Below are 17,921 nucleotides of genomic sequence, written 5' to 3'. Positions count from 1 at the left end.
AGGGGGCGAGCCGCGGCTCACCTCCGGGAGAAGAGCAGCGTCCGCAGCGGCGGAGCGATCGACTCGCGCCGGAGCACGGCCGTGGCCAGCAGCAGGAGCAGCAGCACGGAGCCGCGGACCAGGCCCTGCCAGTAGAAGGAGACGCCGAGCAGCACGAGGCCGTTGTTGATCAGGCCGAAGATCAGCACGCCGATCGCGGTGCCGAGCACGTTCGGCCGCCCGTGCGCCGAGAGCGTCGCGCCGATGAACACGGCTCCGATCGCGTCGAGCACGTAGAGCTGGCCGCTCGCCGGCGAGTAGCCGTAGCTGCGCGACGCGAGCACGACGCCGGCCAGAGCGGCGATGAGCGCCGCGACGACGAAGGCGGAGGCGAGCGAGATCCCCACGCGGCGGCCGGCGATCCGGGTGGCGCCCGACTGCTCCCCCGCCGCGGTCACGACGCGGCCCCAGCGGGTGTGGTCGAGCAGCAGCCAGACCACCACGGCGGCGCCGATCGCCAGCAGCACCGGCACGCCGATGCCGAGGACGGTCGCGTTGCCCCAGGCGGCGAAGGCGTCGGGCGTCTGCTGACGGCGCAGGTAGATCGGCGCGCCGCCTCCCGTGAGCAGCTGCTGCGCGCTGGTGCCGATGAACCAGACCGAGAGCGTCGCGAGGAACGCGCGGATGCGGAGGACGACCACCAGCACCGCGTTGACGACCCCCGCGAGCGTCCCGAAGCCGAGCCCGATCAGCACGGCGAACCAGGTCACGTAGCCGTCGGCGATCAGCGCCGTCGACGCCAGAGCGGCGAGGTCGATCGCGATGCCGATCGACAGGTCGATGCCGCCGGCGCGGACCACGAGGGTCATCGCGCAGGCCGCCATCAGCAGCAGCGCGCCGGCACTGGCGACGTTGAGCAGGTTGGTCGGCGCGAAGTAGCCGGGGACGCCGGCGCCGAAGACGGCGAGGAGGATCACGACGGTCGCGGGGGCGAGCAGGCGCACGGCGAGCGCGCGGCGCGACTCCCCGAGCGGCAGGGCGATGGCGGTCACGAGCGGACCCCTCTCTCGCGGAGCGCCGCGAGGCCGAGGACGAGGAGGATGAGCAGCCCCTTGATCGCGCCGACCCATTGACTGTCGACTCCGATCAGGGTGAAGCCGTTGCCGAGCGCGGCCACGAAGACCGCGGCGAGCAGCGTGCCTCCGATGGTCACCACGAAGCGGCGAGAGAACACGACCGAGAGGTAGGCGGTGACGATGATGTCGAGCAGGATCTGGTTGCCGATCCCCGGCACCGCGGCGGCGAGTCGGGCGGCGAGCAGCAGCCCCGCGATGCCCGCGAGCAGCCCCGAGAGCAGGTAGCTGGTGAAGACGTAGCGCCAGACGGCCACTCCCGCGACGCTCGCCGCGGTCGGGTTCTGCCCGACGGCGTAGCTCCGTGTCCCCCACGGCGTCCGCCCGACGGCGAGCGCCGTCACCAGGGTGACCACCGCGAGCACCGCGACGGGCGCCGGGACGCCGAGCACGGCCCCGCCGCGCAGCCAGTCGAACAGCGGATCCGCGACCGGCACCTTCACGTTGTCGGTGGCCAGGAAGACCACGGAGCCGACGATGCCGGACACGGCCAGGGTTGCCAGCAGCGGCCGCAGCCCGAGCACGACGGCGGTGCCGCTGATCGCGCCGAAGCCCACCGAGACGAGCAGGGCGAGCAGCACGGCCGGGATCGCCCCGAGACCGGCGGTCAGCGCGACGGCCGCGACGACTCCCGAGAGGCCGACGATCGGGCCGGAGGCGAGGTCGATGCCGCCGCGCACCACGTCGTCGCCGCCCGTGATCACGACGATCGCCAGGCCGAAGCCGGCGATCGCGGGCACCACGGCCTGGATGAGGATCGTCGAGACGTTGCCGCCCGTCGCGAACACCGGCGAGGCCACGCTGAACAGCACGATCTCGACGAGGACGACGAGGTAGCCGATCAGGGCGAGCGCCCCGATGCCGCGACGTCGCGCCCGCGGCGCGGGAGGCGCCTCCGTCCGACTGGGCGTGTCGATGAGGGTCATGATGCGTGCTCCAGGGCGCCCGACGCGATCGCGAGCACCCGGTCGATGCTGAGCTCGGCGCGCGGCAGCTCGGCGCGAACCTCGCCGCGGTGCAGCACCACGACGCGGTCAGCGAGGCCGACGAGCTCCTCGAGGTCGAGCGAGACGAGCAGGATGCCGGCGCCCTCGTCGACGAGCCGGTTGACCAGTGCGTACAGGGCGGCGCGGCTGCCGACGTCGACGCCCGCGGTGGGCTGGTCGAGCACGAACACGCGCGATCCGGCGGCGAGCCACTTGCCGACGGCGACCTTCTGCTGGTTGCCGCCGGAGAGCGTGCCGACCACGGCCTCGGGATCCGCGGGACGCACGTCCAGCGCGGCGATCTGCTCGGCGGCGACCGCCCGGTCGCGCCGGCGGCTGGGCACGATGCCGCCCAGGCTGATCCGGCCGAGGGAGGCGATCGAGAGGTTCTCGCGGACGGTGTGCGCCACGAGCACCCCGTCGCGGCGACGGTCGCTGGGCACGTAGCCGCCGCCCGCGGCGACGAAGGCCCGAGCTGTCGCGGTGGCCCGGCCGGCCACGCGCACCCGGCCGCCGCGGCGGACGAGGCCGACCACGGCATCGGCCAGCACGTCGACGCCGGAGCCGACGAGGCCGGTCACTCCGACGATCTCGCCGGGCCGCAGCACCAGGTCGAGCGCGGCGAGGGCACCCGGCACGCTGAGCGCCTCGAGCTCGAGAAGCGGGGCGACCTCGGAGGCGACCGTGCGGTCGGAGCGGATCGCGAACTCCTCGACGTCGCGGCCGAGCATCAGCTCGACGATCCGGGCGCCCTGCTCGGCGTCGCCCTCGCGCAGGTCGATCTCTCCGACGTTGGCGCCGTTGCGCAGCACCACCACGCGGCTCGCGATGCGCTGCACCTCCTGCAGGTAGTGCGAGATGTAGATCACCGAGACTCCGCGCGCCTGCAGCCGGCGGATCGACGCGAACAGTGCCGCCACCTCGGCGGCGGCCAGCGGCGCGGTCGGCTCGTCGAGCACGAGGATGCGCGGCTCGACCAGCAGCGCCCGCGCGATCTGCAGCTGCTGCTGCTCGGCGACGGTGAGATCGTCGACCAGGGTGTCGCCGCGGACGGAGAGTCCGACCAGGTCGGCGAGCACCGACTCGGCCGAGACGCCCCTGCGGCGGAGCCTCTCGTGACCGAGGTAGAGCTGCTCGGCCACGGTGAGCCGCCCCGCCAGGTGGCGGTCCTGGTGCACGACCCGGATGCCGGCCCGCTCGGCGTCGCGCGGCGCGGTGATCGCGACCGGCGCGCCGTCGATCGCGATCGATCCGTCGTCGGCCGAGTACAGCCCCGTGAGGATCTTGATGAGAGTCGACTTGCCGGCGCCGTTCTCGCCGACGAGCGCGACGACCTCGCCGCGGCCGAGGGTGAGCCCGACCCCGCGCAGCACCGGCACCCCGGCGAAGGACTTGGTGACGCCCTCCATCACGAGGGCCGGCGCACTACTCACTGAGACCGAGCTCCTCGGTCTTCTCGGCGATGTTCGCCTTGTCGATCAGCACCGGCGCGAAGTAGGTCGTCGGAGTGACCGCGTCCGCCTCGCCGCCGAGGAAACGGGCGACGTTGTCGGCCGAGCCCGCGCCGATGGCGACGTTCTGCTGCGCGACGGTGGCGGTGTAGGAGGAGTCGGGGTCGGCGATCAGGTCGAGCGCGCCCTGGTCGGCGTCGACTCCGTAGATCTTGATCTCGTCGCGGCCCGCGGCGTCGACGGCCTGGGCGGCGCCGATCTGCGGGGTGTCCCAGCACGACCAGATCGCCGAGATCTCGCCCTCCGGGTAGCGCGAGAGCGCGTCGCCGATCTGCTGCTTCGCATCCTCGATCGTGCCCTCGTACTTGTCCTGCAGCTCGGGCTGGATGATCTGGATGTCCGGGTAGTCCTCGAGCACGAGCTTCAGCTCGTTGTAGCGGATGCGGCAGGGCGCGACGCCCGGGAAGCCGTTGAAGACCAGGATCTGGCCCGAGCCGCCGATGTCCTCGGCGATGGTGCGGGCGAGCGTCGAGCCGATCTGCCAGTTGTCGCTGGTGACGTTGTTCTCGGAGTACTCCGACACGTTGTCGATGGTGAACAGCGGGATGCCCGCGTCGTGCACCTCCTTCAGCGCCGGCGCGAGGGTCGTCGCGTCGCCGAGGATCACGATGATCGCGTCGGGCTTCTGCGACACCAGGTTCTCGATGTCCGAGACGTGCTTGTCGTCCTTCGCCTCGGCCTGCGTGGCGACGACGGTGCCGCCGAGCGCCTCGACCCGGTCCTGGACCGACTGGTACACGATGCGGGAGAAGTCGTGCACGATGTCCTTCGCCGCGATGCCGACCGTCTTGCCCTCGAGGCTGGGGACGTCGGCGGTGGAGGTGGTCGCCGCCGCGTTGGCCGCGGTCTCGGCGGAGGCGCCGGACGACTCCTCCTTCAGGGAGCAGCCGGTGAGGACCAGAGTCGCTGCGGCGAGGATCGCCACCGCGGAGGAGAGGGTGCGGAATCGCATGGGGTGCCTGCTTCGGGAGTGAGGGATGCCGTGGGAGCCCCGCGGAGGATCGGAGGGGCCGCACCACATGGTCGCGGCGACGCGCTCCCGCGTCATTCCGGCCGGTCACGTGACGCAACCGAGCGTCACACGGCGCAAACAGGGCGGGCGGATCGCGCGGTTCTGGTAGAGGAACCGCATCGGCGCCCTGCGTTACGCCGGGTTGCGCCCGATCCGGCGCGCCCGCCGCCCGCTCGCCTAACGTCCGGGGCGGAGTATTCGCGAACCGAACGGAACCACACATGGCGTCCCGCATCGTCCTCAACGCCTTCGACATGACCTGTGTCGGCCATCAGGCGCCCGGCCTCTGGCGGCACCCCGACTCGCACGCCGACCGCTACAACGACCTCGAGTACTGGGTCGACCTGGCGAGGACTCTCGAGCGCGGCACCTTCGACGCCCTCTTCCTCGCCGACGTGCTGGGCGTGTACGACGTGTACCGCGGCTCCGTCGGCCCGGCGCTGATCGACTCCGCGCAGGTCCCGGTCAACGACCCGCTGCTGCAGATCCCCGCGATGGCCGCCGCCACGACGAACCTCGGCTTCGGCGTCACGATCTCGCCGACCTACGAGCAGCCCTACGCCCTCGCGCGCCGCCTCTCGACCCTCGACCACCTCACCAAGGGCCGCATCGGCTGGAACGTGGTCACCTCGTACCTCGAGTCCGCCGCGCAGAACCTCGGGCTCGAGCGGCAGATCCCGCACGACGAGCGCTACGAGATCGCGGAGGAGTTCCTCGACGTGGCCTACAAGCTCTGGGAGGGCTCGTGGGAGGAGGGTGCGGTGCTGCGCGACCGCGAGCGCGGCGTGTTCACGGACCCGCGGAAGGTGCATCCGATCGGGCACTCCGGCACGCACTACCGCGTGCCCGGGATCCACCTCTCGGAGCCGTCGCCGCAGCGGACCCCCGTGATCTTCCAGGCCGGCGCCTCGCCGCGGGGCATCGACTTCTCGGCGAAGCACGGGGAGGCCGTGTTCATCAACGCGCTCCAGCCCGAGCTGACCCGCCGCACCACCGACGCGATCCGCGACCGAGCCGAGGCGCACGGCCGGAAGCGCACGGATCCGAAGATCCTCATCCTCGCGACCGTGATCGTCGCCGAGACCGACGCGGAGGCGCAGGCGAAGTACGCGGACTACAAGACCTACTCGTCCCGCGAGGGCGCGATGGCGTTCTACGGCGGCTGGTCGGGCCTCGACCTCTCGCAGTTCCCGGCCGACGAGCCGCTCGGCTACGTCGACACGGACGCGGTGCGCAGCGCCCTCTCGATCTTCACCAAGGCCGACCCCGACCGCGCCTGGACCCCGAACGACATCGCCGAGTACCTCGGCATCGGCGGCATCGGCCCGGTGATCGTCGGCTCGCCGAGCACCGTCGCCGACGAGCTCGAGCGCTGGGTCGACGTGGCCGGCATCGACGGGTTCAACCTCGCCTACGTGGTCACCCCCGGCACCTTCGAGGACTTCGTCGACCTCGCCGTGCCCGAGCTGCGCCGCCGCGGCCGGGTCTGGGAGGAGTACGAGGGCTCGACCCTCCGCGAGTACCTGAGCGGCCCCGGTAGCGCCCGCGTCGCGGACTCGCACCCCGCGGCCGCCTACCGCGGCGCCTACGTCGGTGCCGCCAGCGCCGCCGACGGCCTGCCCGAGGACGTCCTCCGCCTCCTCCCCGACCTGGAGCCCGCACGATGAATCAGCCACGTTCCCACTGGAACCACGTCGCCACCGCCGCCGAGCACGAGCACTGGGACGCCGTCGCGTACGGCGTCGCCGAGACGCTCGCCGAGGACGTGCTCGACCGCGACCGCGCGAACCTCGACCCGACGGTGGAGCTCGAGCCGCTGCGCTCCTCCGGACTGGTGAACCTGCTCGACCCCGCCGAGTACGGCGGCGGCGGCGCGGTCTGGAGCACGGGGTTCCGAGTGATCCGCATCCTCGCGTCGGCGGACGCGTCGCTCGCGCAGATCCTGCTGTACCACTACGTCAACTCGTCGAACATCGCGTTCTCGGCACCTGAGGCGGAACGCGAGCGCTTCTTCCGCGCGACGATCGAGGGGCAGTGGCTCTGGGGCGACTCGGTGAACCCGGTCGACCCCGATCTGGAGCTGACTCCCGCCGGCGACGGCTTCGAGCTGAACGGGCTCAAGCGCTTCTCGACCGGGGTCTCCTCGGGCGACGCGGTGCTGGTCAACGCGGTGATCGCCTCCGGAGACCGCGCCGGCGAGACGCTGACCTTCGTGATCCCGCGCGACCGCGAGGGGATCGAGCCGCTCGGGGACTGGGACTACCTCGGGCAGCGGCAGAGCGCCTCCGGGTCGGTGCGCTTCACCGGGGTTCGGGTCGACGCGTCCGAGATCCTCGGCGCACTGGTCGACGAGCCGTTCGCGACCCTGGTCACGCCGTCGATCCAGCTCGGCTTCGGCAACCTCTACCTCGGGATCGCGCAGGGCGCGCTGGCGAAGGGGCGCGGGCTGACACTCGCGCGGAAGAACTCGTGGTTCCTCTCGGGCGTCGAGACGTACGCCCAGGATCCGTTCGTGCGGAGGCTCTACGGCGAGCTGGTCGCGCACACGGCCGCCGCGGAGGCGCTGGCCGACCGCGCGGGTGCGCTGCACGACGCCGAGATCGCCCGGGGCTGGGACGTGACGGCCGAGTCGCGCGCCGCCCAGGCGATCGAGATCGCCAAGGTGAAGATCGTGACGGATGCGCTCGCTCTCGACGTGACGACGCGCATCTACGAGGCCACCGGCTCCTCCTCCGCGAAGAGCTCGGTGGGCCTCGACCTCTACTGGCGCAACGTCCGGACCCACTCGCTGCACGACCCGGTGGACTACAAGAAGCTCGAGGTCGGCGCGAACTACCTGACCGGCGACGTGCAGCCGCTGTCGCTGTACACGTGAGCGCCGGACACGTGAGCATCGCGGAGGCGCGGGCCGCGTTCCGGCCGATCTTCGATGAGATCGCCGCGGGGGCCGTCCAGCGCGAGATCGATCGCGAGCTGCCGTTCGAGCCGATCGCGCGGCTGCGGGAGGCGCGCTTCGGCGGCCTCCGGGTGCCGGCGCAGTTCGGCGGCTGGGGGCTCACCCTGCGCGAGACCGCGTCGCTCCTGATCGAGCTGGCGACAGCCGACTCGAACGTCGCGCAGGCGCTGCGCGGGCACTTCGCGTTCGTCGAGGACCAGCTCTCGTTCGCGCCGTCGCCGTCCCGCGACGGCTGGCTGCGGAGGCTCGCCGCGGGCGAGCTGGTCGGCAACGCGTGGAGCGAGATCGGCACCGCCGCGGTCGGCGTCACGCAGACGACGCTCACCCGTCGCGGCGACGACCTGGTCGTCAACGGCACGAAGTACTACTGCACCGGCACGATCTTCGCCGACTGGACCGACGTCACCGTGCGTCTCGAGGACGGCACGGACACCGCCGTGGTCGTCCGCGTCGATCAGCCCGGCGTCGTCGCGACGGACGACTGGACGGGCTTCGGCCAGCGGCTCTCGGGCAGCGGCACGACCGTCTTCACGGACGCGCGGGTCGAACCGGAGCACGTCTTCGACTCGATCCTGCGGGCCCCACACCAGACGCCGTTCTTCCAGCTGGAGCTGCTCGCCGTGCTGGCGGGCATCGCCGCGGCGGTCGAGCGGGACGCGGTCGCCGCGGTGCAGGGGCGCTCGCGGGTGTACAGCCACGGACTCGCCGACCACGGTCGCGACGACGCGCAGATCCAGGAGGTCGTCGGCGAGGTCTCGGCGATCGCGTTCGGGGCGCGCGCCGCGGTGCTGATCGCGGCGGAGGCGGTGGGCGAGGCGGCGGCGGATCCGTCGCTCGTGCCCGCGGCGGGCGCGGAGGTGTACCGGGCGCAGGTGCTGCTCACCGAGTCGGTGCCGCGGGCCGCGACCCTCCTCTTCGACGCGCTCGGATCCTCCGGAGTCGCCGCCGGCGCCGCGCTCGACCGGCACTGGCGCAACGCCCGCACCGTCGGCGCGCACAACCCGGTGATCTACAAGCAGCGGATCGTGGGCGACTGGGCCCTGAACGGCACGCCGCCACCCCTCGCGTGGTCGATCGGCGTCGGCCGCCCGCGCTGATCCCAGGCTCCCGTCCGACCCGATCGATCCGGCACTAACGCACCGTCCGAGTCGACGACACGGTGCATCTGCGCCGGATCGATCGGCGTCAGCGGGGGGGCGCAGCACGCTCGCGACCGGGCCCGTCTTGGGTGAGGACGCCGTTCAGGCGACCGACTGCGTGGGCTCGAGCCACACGTCGAGCGCCACAATTCCTTCTGGGTACGGCGCGAGGCGTGCTGCCAGACGCGGAGTGATGTGCTGCACCCAGGCCGTGACCCGATACCGTCCCTGCGAGTCCATCCCCTCGCCGGACATGAACAGCCCCGCGGGTTCCTCCTCGTCGGACAAGATCTGGTCGACCGCGTCGAGATCAGCCCGTGACCATCGGCTCGGCACCACTACCAGGGCGTCCTGCAGCATCGGCCGCAACGCACGCTCCACCTGCGCCGGATCGACCGCATTCACCACTACGGCAACACCGTTTCCAGAACGCACGCGTACGAAGTGCAGGACGGCCCCGACGTCGATGAGCGATCCGATCACGTCGTTGGCCGAGGCCGTGTCTTCGGGCGAGGAGGGCCTATCAAGAACCGGAAGAGCCAGGTCGAGCTGTTCGCGGTGCGAGGACGCGAGCCGGAAGCTCACGAAGTCGAGCTCGACGGGTTCCACAGCGGCGACGTCGACTGCGGTACCGTTCCAGGTTCCGGCAACGCGAGCGCCCGAAGTCGGCACCGCGCCATGCCATCCGACGAGGTCGACAGCCATCGAATCGACAGCTTCGCGCTGCTCGGACGGATCAGTCCACACCGGGGCAAGGCGAAGGGTCGGCCCGCCGGTCAGCAGCTGCCCGGCTACTCGAACCCGGCTGCCTCGACTCAGAGTTCTTGAATCGATATCCATGACGTCCCCCTTCGCCACCTACGTTGGTGGCCGCTTCGAATAATCCTCGTTTTCGACCGGTCTGTCCTCGTTCTGTTCATACTGTTCACGAGTTTCTCTCGACACCGATTCGATCGCTGTCGGCGAGATCGCAGATCGCGTCGAGCGAGTGATCGAAGTGAGCGACGGTCTCGCTCCCTTGATCTCGTCCCACAGTTCGCCGTCGGTGACGGATCGATCGGCGCGGGGCTGCGGAAGGACGGCCCGGCGAACGCCGAACACGGAGACGTGACGGATCAGAGGCGCGGCGCGTCGGCGAGCAGCCGGCGCGTGTACTCCTCGCGCGGCGCGCTCAGGACGGCCGCCGCCGCCCCCGTCTCGACGAGGCGCCCGTCGCGCATGACCGCGATGCGGTCGCTCATGTGGGCGATCACGCCGAGATCGTGCGAGATCAGCAGCAGCGCCAGCCCGTGGCTCCGCTGCAGGTCGTCGAGCAGGTCGAGGATCTGCGCCTGCACCGAGACGTCGAGCGCCGACACCGGCTCGTCGCAGATCAGCACGTCGGGGCGCGAGGCGAGCGCGCGGGCGATCGAGACGCGCTGCCGCTGCCCGCCCGAGAGCGTGCGCGGAGAGCGCCCCTCCAGCGCGGGCGAGAGGCCGACGCTCGTCAGCAGCTCGGGCACGGAGGCGTGCGGCCCGTCGCCGCGACCTCCCGCGTCGCGGAGGAGCCGGCCCACGCTCCAGCGCGGATCGAACGACGAGAGGCTGTCCTGGTAGATCGCGCCGATCCGCGGCCGCAGTGGGCGACGATCGCGCTCGCGCGCCTGGGACCACGGCTCGCCGGCGAACTCGACCGACCCCGCGTCGGGCCGGCGGAGCGCCAGCAGCAGCCGCGCCACCGTGCTCTTGCCCGACCCCGACTCGCCGACCAGACCGAGGGTCTCGCCGCGGCGCAGCTCGAGGTCGACGCCGTCGACGGCGGTGCGAGAGCCGAAGCGGGCGACGAGCCCGGAGGCGCGCAGCACGACGTCGCCGGGCGGCGCGGGCGCGACGGTGGGCGCGTCGGGGTCCGTCAGCCGCGACCCGCGCGGGCGCCCGGCCGGAACGGCGGCGACGAGGGCGCGCGCCTCGGCGCTGACCGGCGCGCGCAGCACCTGCTCGGCGGTCCCCTCCTCGACGACGCGGCCGTCGGCGAGCACCAGGATGCGGTCGGCGAGCCCCGCCACGACCGCGAGGTCGTGCGACACCAGCAGCAGCGCGCGTCCCCGCGCCTTCTGCTCGGCGAACAGCTCGAGCACGCGCGCCTGCACGGTCACGTCGAGCGCGGTGGTGGGCTCGTCGGCGACGAGCAGCGGCGGGTCGAGCACGATCGCGGAGGCGAGCAGCGCGCGCTGGCGGAGCCCGCCCGACAGCTCGCCCGAGCGGTCGCGCATCCGTTCGACGGGATCGGGCATGCCGACGCTCGCGAGCGCCTCCGCGACCCGGTGCGACGCCTCCGCCGCGGGCAGCCGGCCGTGCAGCCGCAGCACGTCGCCGATCTCGCGCCCGATCGGCCGCAGCGGGTCGAGCGACTGCAGCGCATCCTGCGGCACGAAGCCGACGGCCGCCCCGCGGAGGCGCCGCAGCGCCCGCTCGCCCGCGCCGACCACCTCCTGATCGCCGACCCGGATGCTGCCCGACACCGCGCCTCCGCCGAGCCCGAGCAGTGCCCGCGCGGTCACGCTCTTGCCCGAGCCCGACTCGCCCACGATCGCCACGCACTCGCCGGGCTCGACGCGGAACGAGACCCCGTGCACGACCTCGACGCCGTCGAAGGCGACGCGCAGGCCCTCGACCACGACCGCCGCCCTCACCGCGCACCCCGCAGTCGCCCGCCGAGCACCGTCGTCGCGATCGTCGTCAGCACGATCACGAGCCCCGGGAACACCGTCAGCCACCACGCGCTCGCGAGATAGGTGCGGCCCGCCGACAGCATGGCGCCCCACTCCGGAGCCGGCGGCTCGGCACCGAGGCCCAGGTAGCTGAGCGCCGACGCCCAGACGATCGCCTGGCCGACTCCGAGGGTCGCCAGCACCGCGAGGGGCCCGAAGGTGTTGGGCAGCACGGTGCCGAACAGGATGCGTGGCGCCGAGTGGCCGAGCACGCGTGCCGCCTCGACGTAGCCGGAGTCGCGGATGCCCAGCAGCTGGGTGCGCAGGATGCGGGCGTAGCCGGGCGCGGTCGAGAGGCCGACCGCGATCGTCGCGGGGACGACTCCGGGGCCCGTGACCACGATCACCAGCAGCGCGAGCAGCAGCGCCGGGAACGCGAACAGCACCTCGAGGACCCGCCCGATCACGCCGTCCACGAACCGCCCGCCGAACGCCGCGACCACGCCGAGCACAGCACCGAGGGCGAGCCCGATACCCGTCGCGCTGACGCCGATGAGAAGCGACGCGCCCGCGCCCGCGATCAGCCGGCTGAGCACATCGCGCCCCGACTCGTCGGTGCCCAGCAGGTGCGCGAGCGTCGGCGGCGAGAAGGCGTCGCGGGGAGCGACCGCGAGCGGATCGGCGGGCGCGAGGAGGCCGGGCGCGACGGCGGCCAGCAGCAGCAGGCCGACGAAGGCGAGGGCCAGCAGCTCGCCCGGGCGGAGGCGTCCGGCGCGGCTCCGGGGCAGACGCAGCTCGAGCTCGCTCATGCGCGCACCGCCGGGCGCGAGGCGGTCCGCGGATCGACGAGCCGGGTCACGAGGTCGGTCGCCAGCGTCACGACGATGTACGCGAGCGCGGTGACGAGCACGACGCCGGTCACCACCGGCACGTCGCGGACGGTGACCGCCGAGAGCAGAGTCCGCCCGAGGCCGGGCCGGGCGAAGATCGTCTCGACGACGACCGCGCCGCCGATCAGGTAGCCGAACGCCCAGCCCGAGAGCGAGACGCCCGGCAGCACCGCGTGGCGCAGGGCGTGACGGAGGCGGATGCCGAGCTCGCCCTCGCCGCGCGCGCGGGCGGCCAGCACGAACGGCGACTCGAGGGCGTCGAGCAGGGAGCGGCGCATCACCTGGCCGAGGAAGCCGGCGAGCGGGATCGCGAGGGTGAGGGCGGGCAGCACGAGCCCGTTCGGCGCGTTCGTGCTCACCGGGGGCAGCCAGCGCAGCGCGGTCGCGAAGACCGCGATGAGCACGGTCGCCAGCCAGAAGTGCGGCAGGGCGGCGGCCGTCAGCTCGAGCCCGGCGCCGAGCGCGGCGGCGACGCGTCCGCCGCGGGTCGACCAGAGGGCGGTCGCGAGGGCGAGGATCCACGCGAGCGTCAGAGCGAGGGCGGCGAGGAGGAGCGTGCCGGGCAGCTGCTGCCCGAGCAGGTCGACGACGGGGGTGCGGAGGGAGTAGGAGGTTCCGAGGTCACCGCGCGCGAGGCGGCCGAGCTGCGTGAGGTACTGCGCGAGCAGCGGCTGGTCGAGGCCGTACTCCGCGCGGACGGCGGCGAGCGCCTCCGGGGATGCCTGCGAGCCCGGGCCGCCGAGGATCGCCTGCGCCGGATCGCCGGGGATCAGCCGGATGAGGAAGAACACCGCGGTCGCGACCGCCCACAGCACGACGAGGGCGCCGCCGAGGCGCGCGAGCACGCGTCGGATCATGCGGTGGCTCCTCTCGTCTCTCGCTGACCGCGGGACACCCGCGCCCCTCGCCGCCCGCTGATCGAGTAGCCCGCGCAGCGGGCGTATCGAGATCGACCAGCGTCAGAAGGCCGAGCCCGAGGACCGATCTGCTGACGCTGGTGGGTCTCGATACGCCCCTGCGGGGCTACTCGACCAGCATGCTTGCGAGCAGCCGGTAATGAAGCATCAGAACCCGCCCGCTGATCGAGTAGCCCGCGAAGCGGGCGTATCGAGATCCACCAGCTTCAGCAGGCTGGCGGGCCCGCTCGCTCGACCGCTCGCTACGACACCCAGGCGTCCGCGAACCACGGGGTCGAGACCGTCGCCAGGGCGGCGACGCCCTGCACGGCCGAGCGGTGCAGGTAGTGGTTCTGCTGGTCGTAGAGCGGCAGGATCCAGTAGCCGTCGAGCACGACCTTCTGCGCCTGCTGGTAGAGGTCGGCGCGCTCGGCCTCGTCGGTCGTCGCGCTCGCCTGCTCGAGCAGGGCGTCGAGCGCCGGGTCGTCGATCTGGGCGTGGTTCGCGAAGTAGCCGCTCGGCGCCGGCGTGATGCCGGAGGACGAGTAGAGGATGCGCAGCACGTCGGGTCCGACCTTCGTGTACGGCGCGCTGACCAGCTCGTACTCGTTCGCCGCGAGCGCCGCGTACCAGCTCGAGAGGTCGAGCAGGCTGATCTGCACGTCGAAGCCGGCGGTCCTCGCCGACGCCTGGATCTGCTCGAACAGCGACTGCTCGGCCGGGATCGACTGGTTGGTGCTCACGGGCAGGCGCAGCGTGAGCGGCGTCCCGTCCTTCTCGCGGATTCCGTCGCCGTCCGGGTCGACCCAGCCGGCCGACTCGAGGAGGTCCTCGGCGGCGGCGACCTCGTCGTCGGATCCGGCGTCCTCGAAGAGCGACGGCTCGGAGTAGGCGGTCGCCTCGCTGCTCGACAGCGGCGAGTACGAGCGCTCGGCGGTGCCGAAGAAGAGGGAGTCGATCGCGTCGTTCACCCCGACCGCTCGGATGAACGCCTCGCGCACGCTCGCATCGTCGAACGGCGACTGGCCCGAGTTGAGCTCGAGGCGGTTGACCGAGCCGGGGCGCGGCGCGTCGATCTCGACGAGGTCGGAGGCATCGGTCGCCGCCGCGAGCGTGTCGGGCTGGGCGTTGTCGATCACGTCGACCTCGCCCGCCTGCAGCGCGGCGTAGCGGGTGGCGGAGTCGGGGATGAAGCGCCAGGTGATGCTCGAGAGGTAGGCGGGGCCGTCGTGCCCGTCGCCGGTCGGGCCGGTGGCGGAGTCGTAGGCGTCGTTGCGGGTGAGGGTCACGTGGTCCTGCTTGACCCACTCCGTCACCGTGAACGGGCCGGTGCCGACGGGGGCCTCGCAGTTCGACTCCTCGCCGCGGGCGATGCCGGCGGGCGACTGGATCGCGGTCCACGGCTGGGCGAGCGACTCGAGCAGCGCGCTGTCGGGGGCGCTGAGGGTGAAGCGGGCGACGGTCGGCGACACGGCGGTGACCGAGGCGACCTTGGCGACGGCGAGGTAGCCGGTGGACGACTTGGTCGCCGGATCCTGGAGGTGCGCGATGTTCGCGGCGACCGCCTCCGCATCCAGCGGCGTGCCGTCGGTGAAGGTGACGCCCTCGCGGAGGGTGAAGTCGTAGCTCAGCGCGTCGTCGGCGACGGTCCACGACTCGGCGAGCCACGGCGTGATCGCGCCCGTGTCGTCGCGGGAGACGAGCGACTCGAGCACCTGCGTCGCGAGCAGCGCCTGCGGGTAGTTGCCGCCGACGTGCGGGTCGAGGCAGGTGGGCTCGGCGTCGCCGGACGCGTACGTCAGCGTGCCGTCGGCGACCGGACCGGCGGCCGACCCTCCGGCGTCGTCGGAGGCGGCGGTGCAGCCGCTCAGGAGGAGGGCGGAGGCCGCGAGGACGGCGACGGGAAGAAGGGAGCGCAGAGACATGACGGCTTTCGACGGGGGAGGTTCCGGATATCTGCACCCGGCCCATAAACGGTACCAGCCGCGCCGCGCCCCATGCGGAGGTCCGCGAGAGAGGTCAGCCGGAGGTGGAGGCGCGCACGACGAGCTCGGGCTGGAAGACGACCTGGCGCGGGGAGGGATCGAGCAGGAGCTCGACCGCCGTCGCCCCGATCAGCGCACTCGGCTGGCGGATGCTCGACAGCGGCACCACCGTCGCGGTCGCGAACGCGATGTCGTCGTAGCCGATCAGCGCCACATCCTCCGGCACTCTGATCTCGCCCAGCAGCACCAGCGCCTGCAGCACCCCGACGGCAAGGAGGTCGTTGGCGCAGAAGATCGCATCGGGGCGATCGGAGGCGACGCGCTCGGCGATCGCGCGCCCCGCCTCGCGCCCGGCGAGCACCGACAGCGCCTCGGTCGGGATCTCCTCGAGCGTCGCCCCGTCGACGGCCGCGACCGCCTGCCGCGCCCCCGCGACGCGATCGGCGACCTGACGGATCGACTCCGGCCCGCCGACCACCGCGATGCGGCGGCGCCCGAGCTGCAGCAGGTGCTCGACGGCGAGACGCCCGCCGGCGATGTCGTCGACAGCCACCGACGAGAACGCGGGGTCGCTCGACTCCCGGTCGACGAGCACGCACGGGATGCCGTGCGAGCGGAGGCGGGCGAGGCGCGCCGACTCCTCCCCCTGCGGCGAGATGAGCACCCCGCTGACGCGCTGCTCCTCGAAGAGGTCGAGGTACGAGTCCTCGCGGGCGGCGTCGGAGTCGGTGCTCGCGAGCAGCACCGCGAGCCCCGCCTCCGCGGCCCTGGCCTGCGCTCCGCGCGCGAGATCCGAGAAGAAGGGGTTGCCGGCGTCGAGCACGACCAGCCCGACGCTGCGACTGCGGCCCGCGCGGAGCTGCCGGGCCGCGTCGTTGCGGACGAAGCCGAGCGCGGCGATCGCCTCGTGCACGCGCTCGACGGACTCGCTGCCGACCTTCTCGGGCCGGTTGAGGACGTTCGACACCGTGCCCACCGACACACCGGCGCGGGCGGCGACGTCGCGGATGCTCACGGACGGCACGGCTCCTCCTCGAGAGATCGACTCCTGGGCGTCCCGGAAGTATGGCACCGGGCCGCGCGGCGAGGGCTTTGACAGCCTCCGTCGCCGCGCGCTAGCCTGCGGTGAAACGATTCACACCCCCCTCCGCACCGAAGGAGCCGCTCGATGACGAGTGACACCCCCCTCACCCGGGCCTGCTTCCAGCTCCGCGTGAAGCCCGAGCGCCTCGCGGAGTACCGCGAGCGGCACTGGGCCGTCTGGCCCGACATGCTCCGCGCTCTCAAGGCCGCCGGCTGGAACAACTACTCGCTCTTCGTCAGCGACGACGGCCTCCTGATCGGCTACGTCGAGACGCCGTCGCTCGCCGACGCGCAGGCCGCGATGGCCGAGACCGACGTCAACGCGCGCTGGCAGGCCGAGATGGCCGAGTTCTTCGTCGACCTCGACGGCGCCCCCGATGAGGGCTTCCTCCCGCTCACCGAGGTCTTCCACCTCGAGGACCAGCTCACCGCCCTCTCCCCCACCACCAGCACCGAAGGAACCGCACCGTGACCGCTCTCAGCCCCGACATCCTCCGCCAGCTCGAGCAGCAGGCCATCGAGCTGCCCTCGTGGGCCTTCGGCAACTCCGGGACCCGCTTCAAGGTCTTCTCGACCCCCGGCACGCCGCGCACCATCGAGGAGAAGATCGCCGACGCCGCGAAGGTCAACGAACTGACCGGCCTCGCCCCGAGCGTCGCACTGCACATCCCGTGGGACAAGGTCGACGACTACAGCGCGCTCGGCGACTACGCGGCCTCCGTCGGAGTGAGTCTCGGCACCATCAACTCGAACACGTTCCAGGACGACGACTACAAGTTCGGCTCGCTGACCCACTCCGACCCCGTGATCCGCCAGAAGGCGATCGACCACCACCTCGCGTGCATCGACATCATGGACGCGACCGGATCGCGCGACCTCAAGATCTGGCTCGCCGACGGCTCGAACTACCCGGGCCAGCAGGACATCCGCGGCCGCCAGGACCGCCTCGCCGACTCCCTCGCCGCGATCTACGAGCGCCTCGGGGCCGAGCAGCGCCTCGTGCTCGAGTACAAGTTCTTCGAGCCCGCCTTCTACCACACGGATGTGCCGGACTGGGGCACCTCGTACGCCCACGTCGCCGCCCTCGGCGACCGCGCGCTGGTCTGCCTCGACACCGGTCACCACGCGCCCGGCACCAACATCGAGTTCATCGTCGCCCAGCTGCTGCGCCTCGGGAAGCTCGGCTCGTTCGACTTCAACTCGCGCTTCTACGCCGACGACGACCTCATCGTCGGCGCGGCCGACCCGTTCCAGCTCTTCCGCATCCTCTTCGAGGTCGTGCGCGGAGGCGGCTACGGCCCGGACTCGCCCGTCGCCTTCATGCTCGACCAGTGCCACAACGTCGAGGACAAGATCCCCGGTCAGATCCGCTCGGTGCTCAACGTGCAGGAGATGACGGCGCGCGCGCTGCTCGTCGACCGCGCCGCCCTCGAGGAGGCGCAGCTCGCCGGCGACGTGCTGGGCGCGAACGGGATCTTCATGGACGCCTTCTACTCGGACGTGCGCCCGGCGCTGGCCGAGTGGCGCTCGTCCCGTGGCCTGCCGGCCGACCCGATGGCGGCCTACGCCGCCTCCGGCCACGCCCAGGCCCTCGCCGACGAGCGCGTCGGCGGCACCCAGTCGAGCTGGGGCGCCTGAGCCCCGCACAACGAAGGCTGAAC

At 72.5% G+C, this 17,921-nt stretch carries 15 protein-coding genes; 5 read left to right on the top strand and 10 right to left on the bottom strand.

Features of this window, described 5'->3' with window-relative positions; genetic code table 11:
• Window positions 1-17: 17 nt before the first annotated feature.
• Genes GRS92_RS16050 through GRS92_RS16035 form a run of 4 tightly spaced genes read right to left on the bottom strand, consistent with a single transcriptional unit; the run spans window position 18 to window position 4,561 of the window.
• A complete protein-coding gene (locus tag GRS92_RS16050) occupies window positions 18-1,031 on the bottom strand; it encodes an ABC transporter permease (protein ID WP_159858266.1) in 1,014 nt (337 codons plus the stop codon).
• Entirely contained in the window at window positions 1,028-2,038 is a 1,011-nt protein-coding gene (locus GRS92_RS16045; RefSeq protein WP_159858264.1) for an ABC transporter permease, read from the bottom strand. The genes GRS92_RS16050 and GRS92_RS16045 overlap by 4 nt, the downstream gene beginning before the upstream one ends.
• Window positions 2,035-3,531, bottom strand: coding sequence for a sugar ABC transporter ATP-binding protein (locus GRS92_RS16040; protein WP_159858262.1), 1,497 nt, complete (start codon window positions 3,529-3,531; stop codon window positions 2,035-2,037). The genes GRS92_RS16045 and GRS92_RS16040 overlap by 4 nt, the downstream gene beginning before the upstream one ends.
• Window positions 3,524-4,561, bottom strand: coding sequence for a sugar ABC transporter substrate-binding protein (locus tag GRS92_RS16035; RefSeq protein WP_159858260.1), 1,038 nt, complete (start codon window positions 4,559-4,561; stop codon window positions 3,524-3,526). Before GRS92_RS16035 ends, GRS92_RS16040 begins: the two co-directional genes overlap by 8 nt.
• Before the next feature lie 281 nt (window positions 4,562-4,842).
• Between GRS92_RS16035 and GRS92_RS16030 the strand changes: the two genes are divergently transcribed.
• The 3 genes from GRS92_RS16030 to GRS92_RS16020 are packed head-to-tail and all read left to right on the top strand — an operon-like array spanning window position 4,843 to window position 8,674.
• Complete coding sequence (locus tag GRS92_RS16030; protein WP_159858258.1) at window positions 4,843-6,288, top strand: LLM class flavin-dependent oxidoreductase; 1,446 nt, start codon at window positions 4,843-4,845, stop codon at window positions 6,286-6,288.
• Window positions 6,285-7,496, top strand: a complete 1,212-nt coding sequence (locus tag GRS92_RS16025; RefSeq protein ID WP_159858256.1) for an acyl-CoA dehydrogenase family protein — start codon at window positions 6,285-6,287, stop codon at window positions 7,494-7,496. The genes GRS92_RS16030 and GRS92_RS16025 overlap by 4 nt, the downstream gene beginning before the upstream one ends.
• Window positions 7,493-8,674, top strand: a complete 1,182-nt coding sequence (locus GRS92_RS16020; protein WP_159858254.1) for an acyl-CoA dehydrogenase family protein — start codon at window positions 7,493-7,495, stop codon at window positions 8,672-8,674. The genes GRS92_RS16025 and GRS92_RS16020 overlap by 4 nt, the downstream gene beginning before the upstream one ends.
• Before the next feature lie 144 nt (window positions 8,675-8,818).
• On the opposite strand, the gene GRS92_RS16015 is transcribed toward GRS92_RS16020, so the two are convergent.
• From GRS92_RS16015 to GRS92_RS15990, 6 genes are all read right to left on the bottom strand, one after another.
• Window positions 8,819-9,556: a hypothetical protein gene (locus tag GRS92_RS16015; RefSeq protein WP_159858252.1), complete on the bottom strand. Its 738-nt coding sequence runs from the start codon at window positions 9,554-9,556 to the stop codon at window positions 8,819-8,821.
• 275 nt (window positions 9,557-9,831) lie between these two features.
• Window positions 9,832-11,388 carry an ATP-binding cassette domain-containing protein gene (locus GRS92_RS16010; RefSeq protein WP_159858250.1) on the bottom strand — a complete coding sequence of 519 codons (1,557 nt, stop codon included), beginning with the start codon at window positions 11,386-11,388 and terminating at the stop codon, window positions 9,832-9,834.
• Complete coding sequence (locus GRS92_RS16005; RefSeq protein ID WP_159858248.1) at window positions 11,385-12,215, bottom strand: ABC transporter permease; 831 nt, start codon at window positions 12,213-12,215, stop codon at window positions 11,385-11,387. Before GRS92_RS16005 ends, GRS92_RS16010 begins: the two co-directional genes overlap by 4 nt.
• Window positions 12,212-13,153 carry an ABC transporter permease gene (locus GRS92_RS16000; RefSeq protein ID WP_159858246.1) on the bottom strand — a complete coding sequence of 314 codons (942 nt, stop codon included), beginning with the start codon at window positions 13,151-13,153 and terminating at the stop codon, window positions 12,212-12,214. The genes GRS92_RS16005 and GRS92_RS16000 overlap by 4 nt, the downstream gene beginning before the upstream one ends.
• Window positions 13,154-13,455: 302 nt before the next feature.
• Window positions 13,456-15,117, bottom strand: coding sequence for an ABC transporter substrate-binding protein (locus tag GRS92_RS15995; RefSeq protein ID WP_159858244.1), 1,662 nt, complete (start codon window positions 15,115-15,117; stop codon window positions 13,456-13,458).
• Window positions 15,118-15,211: 94 nt separating this feature from the next.
• Window positions 15,212-16,201: a LacI family DNA-binding transcriptional regulator gene (locus tag GRS92_RS15990; RefSeq protein WP_204162415.1), complete on the bottom strand. Its 990-nt coding sequence runs from the start codon at window positions 16,199-16,201 to the stop codon at window positions 15,212-15,214.
• Between the two features lie 144 nt (window positions 16,202-16,345).
• Here GRS92_RS15990 and GRS92_RS15985 point away from each other — a divergent pair, with 144 nt between their 5' ends.
• Both GRS92_RS15985 and rhaI read left to right on the top strand, forming a co-directional pair.
• Window positions 16,346-16,732: an L-rhamnose mutarotase gene (locus GRS92_RS15985; protein WP_159858240.1), complete on the top strand. Its 387-nt coding sequence runs from the start codon at window positions 16,346-16,348 to the stop codon at window positions 16,730-16,732.
• On the top strand, window positions 16,729-17,898 hold the full coding sequence (gene rhaI / locus GRS92_RS15980) for an L-rhamnose isomerase (protein ID WP_159858238.1): 1,170 nt from the start codon (window positions 16,729-16,731) through the stop codon (window positions 17,896-17,898). Before GRS92_RS15985 ends, rhaI begins: the two co-directional genes overlap by 4 nt.
• The last annotated feature ends 23 nt before the right edge of the window (window positions 17,899-17,921 follow it).

Source organism: Rathayibacter sp. VKM Ac-2754, assembly GCF_009807095.1.
GTDB lineage: Bacteria > Actinomycetota > Actinomycetes > Actinomycetales > Microbacteriaceae > Rathayibacter.
The sequence above is the reverse complement of the archived record's forward strand: the minus strand, read 5'-3'. Positions and strand labels throughout refer to the sequence as shown.

Excerpts from the sequence above, each read along its gene's own strand:
- GRS92_RS16000 (WP_159858246.1), bottom strand. The coding sequence starts at position 13,153 with ATGATCCGACGCGTGCTCGCGCGCCTCGGCGGCGCCCTCGTCGTGCTG.
- GRS92_RS15985 (WP_159858240.1), top strand. The coding sequence starts at position 16,346 with ATGACGAGTGACACCCCCCTCACCCGGGCCTGCTTCCAGCTCCGCGTG.
- GRS92_RS16015 (WP_159858252.1), bottom strand. The coding sequence starts at position 9,556 with ATGGATATCGATTCAAGAACTCTGAGTCGAGGCAGCCGGGTTCGAGTA.
- GRS92_RS16005 (WP_159858248.1), bottom strand. The coding sequence starts at position 12,215 with ATGAGCGAGCTCGAGCTGCGTCTGCCCCGGAGCCGCGCCGGACGCCTC.
- GRS92_RS16035 (WP_159858260.1), bottom strand. The coding sequence starts at position 4,561 with ATGCGATTCCGCACCCTCTCCTCCGCGGTGGCGATCCTCGCCGCAGCG.
- GRS92_RS16045 (WP_159858264.1), bottom strand. The coding sequence starts at position 2,038 with ATGACCCTCATCGACACGCCCAGTCGGACGGAGGCGCCTCCCGCGCCG.
- GRS92_RS16025 (WP_159858256.1), top strand. The coding sequence starts at position 6,285 with ATGAATCAGCCACGTTCCCACTGGAACCACGTCGCCACCGCCGCCGAG.
- GRS92_RS16030 (WP_159858258.1), top strand. The coding sequence starts at position 4,843 with ATGGCGTCCCGCATCGTCCTCAACGCCTTCGACATGACCTGTGTCGGC.
- GRS92_RS15995 (WP_159858244.1), bottom strand. The coding sequence starts at position 15,117 with ATGTCTCTGCGCTCCCTTCTTCCCGTCGCCGTCCTCGCGGCCTCCGCC.